This window comes from Micromonospora sp. NPDC051227, from assembly GCF_044455385.1.
Taxonomy (GTDB): Bacteria; Actinomycetota; Actinomycetes; order Mycobacteriales; family Micromonosporaceae; genus Micromonospora.
Genome location: NZ_JBITET010000009.1, coordinates 177,085 through 188,741 on the forward strand (window position 1 = coordinate 177,085; position 11,657 = coordinate 188,741).

Here is an 11,657-nt window from a genome sequence, read left to right on the forward strand (position 1 = left end):
GGTCAGAAGTCGACCGGCGGCAGCTCCGGGCCACCGGCGGCGTCACCCGCGCCGACCCCGACGCCGAGCTTCTCCAGGATCTTCTTCTCGATCTCGGCGGCCACGTCCGGGTTTTCCTTCAGGAACTCCCGGGCCTTCTCCTTGCCCTGGCCGAGCTGGTCGCCGTCGTACGTGTACCACGCTCCGGACTTGCGGATGATCGCCTGCTCCACGCCGACGTCGATCAGCGAGCCCTCACGCGAGATGCCCTTGCCATACATGATGTCGAACTCGGCCTGCTTGAACGGCGCGGCGACCTTGTTCTTCACGACCTTGACCCGGGTGCGGTTACCGACCACGTCGGTGCCGTCCTTGAGGCTCTCGATGCGTCGCACGTCGAGCCGGACCGAGGCGTAGAACTTCAGCGCCCGACCACCGGTGGTGGTTTCCGGGCTGCCGAACATGACGCCGATCTTTTCCCGCAGCTGGTTGATGAAGATCGCCGTGGTGCCGGTGTTGCTGAGCACACCGGTGATCTTCCGGAGCGCCTGGCTCATCAGCCGGGCCTGGAGGCCCACGTGGCTGTCACCCATCTCGCCCTCGATCTCGGCACGCGGCACCAGGGCCGCCACCGAGTCGATCACGATGATGTCCAGAGCACCGGAGCGGATCAACATGTCCGCGATCTCCAGCGCCTGCTCGCCGGTGTCCGGCTGGGAGACCAGCATCGCGTCGGTGTCGACGCCGAGGGCCTTCGCGTACTCCGGGTCGAGCGCGTGCTCGGCGTCAATGAAGGCGGCGATGCCGCCGTTGCGCTGGGCGTTGGCCACCGCGTGCAGTGCCACAGTGGTCTTACCGCTGGACTCGGGACCGTAGATCTCGACCACCCGGCCACGGGGCAGGCCGCCAATGCCGAGGGCCACGTCGAGCGCGATGGAGCCGGTCGGAATGATTGCGGTCTGGACGACCGGCCGGTCACCCAGCCGCATCACCGAGCCCTTGCCGAATTGCTTGTCAATCTGAGCGAGAGCAAGGTCGAGTGCCTTCTCCCGGTCAGGCCCTGCTGCCATGGTTGCCACCCCTGCCTTCGCCGGCGTCTTTGCTGAGCTTCGCGTCACGCGGACACGCTAGGCGCTAGGTCCGACAGAAAACCAGCCGACGGGCCGCGAGCTGTGGACGAGCACCCCGCTGTGGACAATAGCCGAACAGGTGTACGACTGAACAAGCGACACGCGGAACCGGCGAAAAGGCTGCTCAGCGTAGTCGAGCGGGCACCCGGTCGGGGTACGCGGCACAGACCGCCCGCCACACCACGTGCGTCTGCTCCCCCGATGCCAGGGCCTGCTCGATGGTCCGCCCGCCGAGCTGGGACAGCACCTGATCGCGGGCGATGCTGGCCGCGTAGCCGGGCCCGAACGCCTCGTCCAACCGCGTCCAGAAGTCGGTCAGCCGCACAGTGATCAGCCCTCCTCGTCCGGTGCCCCGGTCGGCACCGGGCGCAACGCTAGCGCCACCAGGGGCGCCGCCGCGACCGCCGCGAGCAGGGTGAGCACGGGATATCCGGCGAACTGCATGACAAACCCGCTGACCACGGCGGCCCCGGCCCCGGCCAGTCCCATGATCAGGTCAGACAGCCCCTGGACGCTCGGCCGCACCTCGGCCGCCACCGACTCGGACAGCAGGGTCGAGCCGGCCACCATGGTTCCCGACCAGCCCAACCCGAGCAGGACCAGACCGACCGAGAGCCGAGGCGTGTGGTGCCCGGCGGTGCCGGCGACCGCGCAGGCGGCCAGCAGCAGCCCGACCCCACCGAGGATCACCGCCCGTCGACCGAGCCGGTCGGTGAGCCAACCGACCACCGGGGAGAACGCGTACATGCCGGCGATGTGCAGGCTCAGCACGATGCCGACCAGCCGCAACACGTCGGCGTCGGCGTGCGACTCGCCGAGCCGGACCGGAGTCATCGCCATCACCGCCACCATCACCAGGTGACCCACCGCCACGGCGGCGATGCCGAGTCGGGCGGCGGGCTGTCCGCGTACCACCGACCAGGCCGCGCGCATCCCGGCGCCGCGCGGCGCGCGCACCTCGACCGGCGCGGCGGCCGGCGTCGCACCGCCACCTGCCGCCGGCGCCTCGGCCGCCACCGCGGTCGCCGTCGCGTCGACGGCCGGCGGCAGCTCGGCGGCCGGTGCGTCGGCCGCTGCGAGCCGCCGCGCGGTGAGCAGCGGGTCGGGCCGGAGCAACCCGAGGAGTACGACGGCAGCCAGCACGAACGCGGCCGCGCTGAACGCGAACGGGCCGGCCAGTGGGGGCAACCCCCAGCCGGTGGTGACCCGGTCGGCCAGCGCGGCGAAGTTCGGCGCGGCCACCGCACCGATGGTGGTGGCCCAGACGATCAGGGAGAGCTGCCGCCCCCGGCGGGCCGGCTCGGCGAGGTCCACCGCCGTGTAGCGGGCCTGGAGGTTCGCCGCGGTGCCCCCGCCGAAGAGCAGCATGCCGAGGAAGAGCAGCGGCACCCAGCGGGTGGCCGCGGCCAGCACCACCAGCAGGCCACCGACGGCGCCGACCGCGTACGCCAGCACCAGACCCGGCCGGCGACCGTGCCGCGCCATGATCCGGGTGACCGGGACGGCGAGCAGCGCGGCACCGACCACCCCGGCGCTCTGCGCGACACCGGCCACCGCGGTCCCGGCGATCCGGGCCGCGAGCAGCGCGCCCACGGCGATGCCGATGGTCACGCCGATCCCGCCGATGATCTGGGTGGTGAAGAGCAGCCGCAGGGTACGCCGCTGGATCGACGCGACGTCGGGTCGGGCGGCGGTACGCGGCGCGGTCAGGTCGGTCGCCATCGGCGCTCCTCAGGAAGGGATGACTCATCCTCTCGCACCCGCACCGACCAGCGGCAGTGGGTTTCGCCGGAGCGCGCCGCCAAGGACGTGTTCGGCAAGATCACGGCGGACGACTGAGGCGCCCTACCTACGCGGCGGGTTGGGCGCGGCCAGCAGGGATGCCAGCCGACGGATCCGGGTCAGGGTGAGCGCGGCGACGGCCACGCTGACGGCGGCGACCACGCCGAAGATCACCGCGAAGCCCTCGTTGTCGGCGGCGAGGATTGCGAGCAGGATCAGCCCGAGGGAGATGCCCAGGATGGACAGCAGCGCCGCCCAGGTGGCTCGCCACTGCCCTGCCAGGTAGCCGGGCAGGGCGGCTCGCGCCGCGCCGTCCTCGGGCACGGCGCCGGTGCGCAACGCCTCGCGCAGCGCGTACCCCTCGGGATCCCGACGGGCATTCTGCTGGCCCGCCATCCGCCGGCTCAGGTAGAGCGCGGGGCCGATCCAGACGGCGTTCAGCGCGGCACCCAGCACGGCTTCGTCAAGTGACTCCTGTCGGTCGAAGAGCCAGCGCACCGGCAGCCCGACGACCACCGTCATCGGCAACCAGTACACGGCCATGAGCTGCAAGCCGGGCGCCCGCTCGAAGAACCGCTTACATCTCCCGCGACGCCCGGCGGCCGCAACGGGCGCACCGGCGCGACGCTCCTCGTTGTCAACGTCCATCGACCCCCGTTACCCACCCACGCGATCCGCGACGCACCGTCAATCGTGGACAGGGCCCGGCGGCACGCGGCGTGCGTGGCGGTCGCCGGTCAGCCGGGCAGCGCGCGGGTGACGACGGTGAGGTCGGCGACCAGGCCCTCGTACGCCTTGTCCTGGTCGTCGGCCCGCAGGACGGCGGACGGGTGGATGGTGGCCAGCAGCCGAGCCTGCGGCGCGTCGGCCCGCTTTCCGGCGTTGTCCACCGGCACCTGCTCGAAGTCCGCGGGGTGTTGGGCCGACTCCGGCCAGGGCAGCAGCTCGCCCCGCTGCCGGGTCACCCGGAAGGACGGGCCGAGCAGCGCCTTGGCGGCGGTCGCGCCGAGCACCACCACGACCTCCGGACGCAGCCGGGCGAACTCGGCGACCAACCAGGGGCGGCAGGCGGTGACGTGCATCTGGTCCGGGGTCTGGTGGATCCGCCGCTTGCCGCGCTGTTCAAAGCGAAAGTGTTTTACGGCATTTGTGAGGTAGAGGTGACCCGGGTCCAGCCCGGCGTCGTCGACAGCGCGGCGCAGCAGGCGACCGGCCGGGCCGACGAAGGGCAGCCCCTTCTGGTCCTCCATGTCGCCGGGCTGCTCGCCGACGAGCACCACGCGGGCGCTCTCGTCGCCCCGGCCGAAGACCGTCTGCGAGGCGTCCCGGTACAGCTCGCAGCCCCGACAGCCGCCTGCGGCGGTGCGCAGGTCGTCGATGGTGTCGGCGTCGGGCGGGATGAACCGCTGGGCGCCCGGAGCGCTCCCGGTCTGCTCGGCCATGCCGACTGTTATATACCCGTTCGATGCTCGCCGCCGGATACGCCCCGGCGCACCGGCCGCATCGCGTCAGTACCCGTTACCGCCCCCATCGCCGCCGGACGCGATCGCGATCAGCACGATGATGATGATGATGATCGCCACCGCCACCGCGATCCAGATCCCCTTACGAGCCCCACCAGAAGCCATGTCCCCCACCTCCAGGCGCCCGCATACCCGTCCCGGCCGTCCCGAATCCCCGCGATGTCCTACTTTCTGCCCCGACCAACGCGCACAGGGCCGACATGTCGCCAACACAATCCGCAAGATCGCGGGGCTCAGGTGGGGAAGCCCTGGGAGGGGGGTGGGTTCTCGGCTTGGGCCAGGGCCGCCGCCAGGGGGGCCAGGTCGGCGGTGTCCAGGGAGCTGACGGTGATGCGCAGGGCCGGCGGGGCGGCGATCCGGTAGAGCGCGCCGGGAGCCACCGCCCAGCCGGCGTCGCGGAGCGCGGTCACCGTGCTGGTCTCGTCCGCGACCGGCAGCCAGACGTTGATGCCGCTGCGACCGTGCGCGGTCAGGCCGTGCTCGGCCAGCGCGGCGAGCAGCCCTTCGCGGCGCTGCTCGTAGCTCTGCGCCGCCCGCTGCACCAGCTCGGTGACCGCCGGGTCCCGCCACAGGGCGAGCACCAGGCGTTGCAGCACGGTGGAGACCCAGCCGGCGCCGACCCGGGTACGGCCGCTCACCCGGGCCACCGTCGTCTCGTCGCCGACCAGCACCGCCATCCGCAGGTCCGGGCCGAAGGGCTTGCTCACCGAACGGACGAAGGCCCAACTCGCTGTCGCACCGGCGAGCGGGTGCAGGGGTACGCGGGCCAGTTCGGCAGCGTGGTCGTCCTCGATCAACAGCAGGTCCCGGCGGCCGGCGAGCAGCGTCCGCAGCGCCTCGGCGCGGGCCGCGGAGACGGCGGCGCCGGTCGGATTCTGCGCCCGGCTGGTGACGATCAGCGCCCGCGCTCCGGCGGCGAGCGCCGCCGCCACCCCGGCGACCAGCGGCCCCTCGTCGTCCACCGGTACGCCGATCGGGCGCAGGCCCAGCGCGGCGACGAGGTCGAGCAGGTTGGCCCAACCCGGGTCCTCGACCGCCACCGCGTCGCCGGGGCGCAGGTGGGCGCCGAGCAACCGCTCGATGCCGTCCAACGCACCGCCGGTGAGCGTCAACTCCCCGGCCGGTACGCCGTCGGCGCGCAGCCGGGCACGGGCCACCTCGGCCAGTGCGGGCAGCACTCCGGCATCGGAGTAGCCGACCGACGGGCCGTTCTCGGTGGCGAGCGCCGCCAGGTGCGGGCCCAGCGGGGGCAGCAGACGGGGGTCGGGTTCACCCCGGGACAGGTCTCGTGCGCCGGGCAACGGTGGGGGCCGCAGCGCGGAGCGGCGGGCGGCCACCGGTGGGCGGGGGCGTACCCGGGTGCCGTGCCGACCGGCGGTGGCGAGCAGGCCACGCTGGCGTAGCTCCTGGTAGGCGCGGGCGACGGTGGCGGGGCTGACCCCCAACTCGGCGGCGAGTGCCCGCACGGGCGGCAGGGCGGCTCCCGGTGACAGGGCGCCGGCACGGATGCCCGACTCGATGCTGGCCGAAATCTCGACGGCTGTCGTACCGGTGGGCTGATAGTGTGCTGACACAAATAAGAGATTGTACTAGAACAAAGGGGCGCGCGCATGTTTCCACCCACCGCCCGGACCACACCCCACCGTTCCCGGGACAAGATGAGCTACGACCAGGCCGCTGCCCACGCCGTGCTCGACGAGGCGTACGACTGCGCGCTCAGCTTCACCGTCGACGGCCAGCCACGGGTGCTGCCCACCCTGCACGTCCGCATCGGCGACACGCTCTACCTGCACGGCTCCACCGGCAGTCGGCCGCTGCTCGCCGCCCGGGGCGACGACGGGTTGCCGGTCTGCGTCGCGGTGACAGTGCTCGACGGGCTGGTCTACGCCCGTTCCCAGTTCCACCACAGCGCCAACTACCGCTCGGTCGTCGCGCACGGAACCGCCCGACTGGTCACCGACGAGCGGGAGAAGCTGGCCATGCTCACCGCTCTGGTCGAGAAGGTCGGTGCGGGGCGCAGCACCGCCACCCGTCCGCCCAGCCGTCGCGAGTTGGCCGAGACCGCCGTACTGGCGCTGCCACTGCGGGAGGTGTCCGTCCGGGCCCGCACCGGCGGGGTCCGCGAGGACGAGGCCGACCTGCACCTGCCGCACTGGGCCGGCGTGCTGCCGCTGCGCCTGACCGCCGGGGCACCCGAGCCGGACGCCGGGGTCACCGCGCCGCTGCCGGCGTACCTGCGGACGCCCCGCACGCCCTGGCACGACCCGGTGCCGCTGCACGGCGAGCACGTTCGGCTGGAGCCGCTGGAGCCGGCGCACACCGACGAGTTGCACGCCGCCACCGCGGACCCGGAGGTGTGGCGGCACCTCAGCGTCGCGCCGCCCACCGCCCCCGCCGAAACCGCCGAGGTGATCGGCGCCGCCCTGGCCGCCCAGCACCGGGGCGAGCGGGTGGCCTGGGTGCAGCGATGCGCGGCGACCGGGGCGGTGGTGGGCAGCACCTCCTACTACGACATCGACCCGGAGCGGCGGGCCGTGGCGATCGGGCACACCTTCCTCGGCCGGCCCTGGTGGCGTACCGGGATCAACACCGAGGCGAAGTTGCTGCTGCTCAGCCGGGCCTTCGACGACCTGGGCGCGGTACGGGTCGCCTGGCACACCGACATCCGCAACGTTCGCTCCCAGGCGGCCATCGAGCGGCTCGGCGCGACCCGGGAGGGGGTGCTGCGGATGCACCGCCAACGCCCGGACGGCTCCTGGCGGGACACCGTACAGTACGCGATGACCGTCGACGAGTGGCCGAACGCACAGGCCAGGCTGCGAGAAAGACTTCTGCGGACGGCACCGGTGGCGTGATGATGGCGGGCGTGCTGGGGATCACCGACATCTGGACGTACGTGCTGGGCACCGTGGCCATCATCCTGCTGCCCGGGCCGAACTCACTCTTCGTGCTCTCCACCGCGGCCAAGCGGGGCGTCGCGGTCGGCTACCGGGCCGCCGGTGGCGTGTTCGTCGGCGACGGGGTGCTGATGTTCCTCTCCGCCGCCGGGGTCGCATCGCTGCTCAAGGCGTACCCGCCGCTGTTCATGGTGATCAAGTACGCCGGTGCCGCGTACCTCGGTTATGTCGGGGTGACCATGCTGCTCGGCGCCGTTCGGCGCTGGCGCGACCGCAACGACCCGAGCACCCCGCGGCTCATCGACGCCGCGGAGCCGGCGGCGATGCGCAGCCCGTTCCGCAAGGCGCTGGTGATCAGCCTGCTGAACCCGAAGGCGATCCTGTTCTTCATCTCGTTCTTCATCCAGTTCGTCGACCCCGGTTACGCTTGGCCGGCACTGTCGTTCCTGCTGCTCGGGCTGATTGCGCAGGTGACCAGCGCGCTCTACCTGACCGCGTTGATCTTCGCGGGCACCTTCCTGGCCGCCCAGTTCCGCCAACGCCGCCGCCTGGCGGCCGGTGGCACCACCGCCGTGGCCGCCCTCTTCCTGGCCTTCAGCCTCAAGCTGGCCACCGCCAGCGCCGGCTAGTCCGCCGCGATCTTGCACTTTCGGTCGCCGAAACGCGCACTCTGAGCCGGCTTGTCGCCGCGGAAACTGCAAGATCGCGGGGGCGGAGGGCGGGCCGGGGGGTCAGGTGCCGTCGCCGCCGCCGGAGCCGCCTCCGCCTCCGCCTACGCCGGCACCGCCGGCGGTGCCGCCCAGGCCGTAACCCGGTTGGATCGGCTCGTCGGGGTGGCGGCTGACGTGGGCGGATCCCGTGATCTGCGCGGACCAGTCGGCGTGCGCGGCCGCGGCGGCATGCCGGTTGATCCCCTGGCGGATCCAGCCGTCCACTGTGGCGACCCAGTCCCGCCGGTCGGCGTCCTGGTGCCAGATGCGGAACCGGCTGATGCTCTGGTGGGTGATTCCGGCCAGCGCCAGCCGACGATCCATCCAGAGGATCGCCTCCAGGCCCGCGGAGTTGGTCACGAAGATCACCTCCAGCTCGGTGATCGGGCCGGCGTAGAGCGGCCCCACCCAGTAGCCCCAACGCTGGTGCAACGGCAGGGTGTGTTCCACCCCCGGCAGCCCGCCCTCCTGCAACCCGGACTGGCGGATCATGAAGCCGAGCGTGTCCAGCGCCGCCAGCACGTGCTGCTGGGTGGGGAGCGGATGCACGAAGACCGGCACCATGGCCCCCTGGTCAAGGTCGGGGTCGAGCGACACCTCGGTCCGCAGACCCATCCGCAGGCTCAGCAGCGGCACCCCACCGAAGGTGGTCACCGGGGTCTCCCACGGCAGCGGGAACGCGAAGTCGACAGCCCGCCGCCGACCAGCCGGTACGACGAACCGACCGGCGATCGGCAGGTGGTGGAACTGCACGAGACGTCGGGCCGCGGCCGGGTCGTCCGGCTCGACAGTGGTGACGAGGCCGAGCCGGATGTGCCGCACCAGCACGTCCTCCGGGCCGGCCGCGAGCGTCACCCGCCCAGGCAGGCGCAGGCCCGGTCGGGTACTCGGGTTGGGCAGCGTGGTCTGCACGGAGAGCCCGGTGCCACCGGACTCCGGGGACACTCCCGTCAGCCGCACCGCGCGCCCCCTCCCGGGACGGGGCCCCGCCGGCCCCACCAGGCGCGCCTACCCGGTCGGGGTCGGCTCAAGCCCGCTGCCGTGTCGAGCGTTGACCCGGCCGCACTTCGTCAGTGCGGCCGGGTCGACAGGTCAGCGCAACCGACGCCCGCGCGGGACCGTGTCGGTCTCGTCGTCGAACTCCCCAATGACCTCCTCCAGGAGGTCCTCCAGGGCCACGAAGCCGATCGGCCGGGCCGGGCCACCGCCGTTGCGGACCAACGCGAGCTGCGACTGCCGGGCCCGCATCGCCGCCACCGCCTCGGTGACCGAGGACGTCGCGGGCAGTGTGAACGCGGGCGTCATCAGCTCCCCGGCGGTGGAGACCCGGCCGGTGGTGACCACCCGTACCGCCTCCCGGACGTGCACGAGCCCGCACACGTCGCCCGCCTCGTCGAGCACCGCCAGCCGGGATCGGCCGCTGTCCCGGCTGACCTCTTCGATCCGCTCGGCCGGGTCGTCCCGGCGGACGGTGACCATGGTGGCGAACGGTTCCATCACCTGCGCCACCGACGTGCCCTGCAACTCCAGCATGCTGGTCAGCAGTTGGTGCTGCTCGGCACCGAGCAGCCCGTGCTCACGGGACTGCTCAAGCAGGATCCGCAACTCGTCCGGACCGTGCACCTGGGCGAGCTGGTCCTGCTGGTTGACGCCGAACAGCCGCAGGATCGCGTTGGCCAGGGCGTTCAGCGCGGAGAGCACCGGCCTGGAGACCCGGGCGAAGGCGCGGAACGGCAACGCGAGCAGCGTCGCCGAGCGCTCCGCGTCGGTGATCGCCCACGACTTCGGTGCCATCTCGCCCACCACCAGGTGCAGGAATGTCACCACCCCGAGGGCGAAGACCAGGGCGATCAGGTGACTGGCCGCGTCCGGTAGGCCCACCGCGTGCAGGAGGGGGCTGAGCAGGTGCTCGATCGCCGGCTCGGCCAGCGCGCCGAGACCCAGGGTGCACAGCGTGATGCCGAGCTGCGCGCCGGCCAGCATCAGCGACAACTCGCGGACGCCATCCAGTGCGGCCCGTGCCGCCCGGCCACCGTTCGCCGCCGCCTGCTCCAGGCGGTAGCGCTTGCTGGCCACCAGGGCGAACTCGGCGGCCACGAAGAACCCGTTCAGCGCCAGCAGGATCACCGAACTGAACAGTGCGATCCCGGGGCTCATGCGGTCACCTCGGGTTTGGTCAGCTGCAACCGCACCGAGTCGGCCACGTGCCGGTCCACGGCCAGCACCTCGACCAGGGCCCGGGGCTCCGCCCCGCTGTCCTCGCCGTCCGCCGCCTCGGGTTGCAGGCCGATCTCCAGCCGGTCACCGACCTCGGGCACCCGGCCCAGCTCGCGCATCACCAACCCGGACAGGGTGTCGTACTCAGGGGCCTCGGGCAGGGCGATGCCGGTGCTGTCGGCGACCTCGTCGATCCGCCAGCGGGCCGGCACCACCCAGGACCCGTCGTCCTGGCGGGCCGGTGCCCGCTCCGGTGGGTCGTCCTCGTCGCGGATCGGGCCGACCAGCTCCTCGGCGATGTCCTCCAGCGTGATGACGCCGGCGAAGCCGCCGTACTCGTCGACCACGCACGCCATCTGCCGGTGCCCGGAGCGCAGGCGGTCGAGCACCGTGGGCAGGGGCAACGTCTCCGGTACGAGCAGCGGCGGCCCGGCCACCGCGCTCACCGGGGTGGTGGCCCGCTCTCCCGGGGGCACGCCGAGCACGTCGGCGATGCCGACGATGCCGAGCAGGTCGTCGACGCCCTCCGCACCGCGTACCGGAAAGCGGGAGTGGCCGCTGTCCAGCAGCTCGACGACCCGGCTCACCGGTTCGTGCGCCCGGACGGTGTGCACGTCGACGCGCGGCACCATGGCCTCACCGGCGGTCAGCTCGCGGAAGTCCAGACCTCGGTCGAGCAGCGTGGACATCTCGGCGTCGAGGCTGCCCTCCTCTCGGGACTCGGCGATGATCTGTTCCAGGTCCGCCGGGGTGGCGCCGCTGGGCAGCTCCTCGATCGGCTCGATGCCGATGCGGCGCAGCAGCCGGACGGAGGCCCGGTCGAACAGCCGGATCAGAGGCCCGGCGACGGCCAGGTAGATCAGGGTGGATCGGCTCAGCGCCCGGGCCAGTCGCTCGGCCCGGGCGATGGCCAGGTTCTTCGGGGCCAGCTCACCGAGGACCATCTGCACGATGGTGGCGATGACCAGGGCCAACGCCACCGACAGCGGCAGGCTGACCGCCTCGCTGACGCCGGCCACGCCGAGCAGGTCGGCGAGGCCACCGCCCAGGTACGGCTCGGCGACGTAACCGACCAGCAGCGCGGTGACGGTGATGCCCAGTTGGGCACCGGAGAGCATGAAGGAGAGCCGGCTGGTGACGGTGAGGGCCCGGGCGGCGGCCTGATCGCCGTCATCGGCGAGCTGGCGCAGCTTGCCCCGGTCCACGGCGACGTAGCCGAACTCCTGCGCCACGAAGTAGCCGGTGGCGGCAGTGAGGATGATGATCAGAAGGAGACCAACGACGATCAACACGGGTCGCTCAGGGCTCCCGGGGTCGTCGGTACGGGGATATGCCGGGCACGACCCGGCTGGCTACTGCTGCCCTCCTGGGCAGAAGAGTCGATCATGCCGTCATTTTATCGGCGCTGGCTGGGACTCC

Annotated in this window: 11 protein-coding genes; 2 read left to right on the forward strand and 9 right to left on the reverse strand. The window is 72.5% G+C overall.

Annotated features, from left to right (window positions below; all coding sequences use genetic code 11):
* Positions 1-2: 2 nt before the first annotated feature.
* The 6 genes from recA to ACIA47_RS22405 form a co-directional block, all read right to left on the reverse strand.
* Positions 3-1,049, reverse strand: coding sequence for a recombinase RecA (gene recA, locus ACIA47_RS22380; protein ID WP_007456801.1), 1,047 nt, complete (start codon positions 1,047-1,049; stop codon positions 3-5).
* Positions 1,050-1,233: 184 nt separating this feature from the next.
* Entirely contained in the window at positions 1,234-1,434 is a 201-nt protein-coding gene (locus ACIA47_RS22385; RefSeq protein WP_030489422.1) for a DUF3046 domain-containing protein, read from the reverse strand.
* A gap of 5 nt (positions 1,435-1,439) precedes the next feature.
* Positions 1,440-2,831: an MFS transporter gene (locus tag ACIA47_RS22390; protein ID WP_396710348.1), complete on the reverse strand. Its 1,392-nt coding sequence runs from the start codon at positions 2,829-2,831 to the stop codon at positions 1,440-1,442.
* Positions 2,832-2,954: 123 nt separating this feature from the next.
* A complete protein-coding gene (locus ACIA47_RS22395) occupies positions 2,955-3,539 on the reverse strand; it encodes a hypothetical protein (protein WP_396710350.1) in 585 nt (194 codons plus the stop codon).
* Between the two features lie 89 nt (positions 3,540-3,628).
* A complete protein-coding gene (locus tag ACIA47_RS22400) occupies positions 3,629-4,333 on the reverse strand; it encodes a UdgX family uracil-DNA binding protein (protein WP_203121422.1) in 705 nt (234 codons plus the stop codon).
* Between the two features lie 314 nt (positions 4,334-4,647).
* A complete protein-coding gene (locus ACIA47_RS22405) occupies positions 4,648-5,988 on the reverse strand; it encodes an aminotransferase class I/II-fold pyridoxal phosphate-dependent enzyme (protein WP_396710352.1) in 1,341 nt (446 codons plus the stop codon).
* 36 nt (positions 5,989-6,024) lie between these two features.
* On the opposite strand from ACIA47_RS22405, the gene ACIA47_RS22410 reads away from it, so the two are divergent.
* Both ACIA47_RS22410 and leuE read left to right on the forward strand, forming a co-directional pair.
* A complete protein-coding gene (locus ACIA47_RS22410; protein WP_396710354.1) occupies positions 6,025-7,269 on the forward strand; it encodes a bifunctional pyridoxamine 5'-phosphate oxidase family protein/GNAT family N-acetyltransferase in 1,245 nt (414 codons plus the stop codon).
* On the forward strand, positions 7,269-7,940 hold the full coding sequence (leuE, locus tag ACIA47_RS22415) for a leucine efflux protein LeuE (RefSeq protein WP_091400492.1): 672 nt from the start codon (positions 7,269-7,271) through the stop codon (positions 7,938-7,940). The genes ACIA47_RS22410 and leuE overlap by 1 nt, the downstream gene beginning before the upstream one ends.
* 102 nt (positions 7,941-8,042) lie before the next feature.
* On the opposite strand, the gene ACIA47_RS22420 is transcribed toward leuE, so the two are convergent.
* The 3 genes from ACIA47_RS22420 to ACIA47_RS22430 all read right to left on the reverse strand — a co-directional run bounded on the left by ACIA47_RS22420 (position 8,043) and on the right by ACIA47_RS22430 (position 11,530).
* Positions 8,043-8,981 carry a sporulation protein gene (locus ACIA47_RS22420; RefSeq protein ID WP_396710356.1) on the reverse strand — a complete coding sequence of 313 codons (939 nt, stop codon included), beginning with the start codon at positions 8,979-8,981 and terminating at the stop codon, positions 8,043-8,045.
* Between the two features lie 132 nt (positions 8,982-9,113).
* Complete coding sequence (locus ACIA47_RS22425) at positions 9,114-10,178, reverse strand: hemolysin family protein (protein WP_203121429.1); 1,065 nt, start codon at positions 10,176-10,178, stop codon at positions 9,114-9,116.
* Positions 10,175-11,530, reverse strand: a complete 1,356-nt coding sequence (locus ACIA47_RS22430; RefSeq protein WP_203121430.1) for a hemolysin family protein — start codon at positions 11,528-11,530, stop codon at positions 10,175-10,177. Before ACIA47_RS22430 ends, ACIA47_RS22425 begins: the two co-directional genes overlap by 4 nt.
* Positions 11,531-11,657 lie beyond the last annotated feature (127 nt).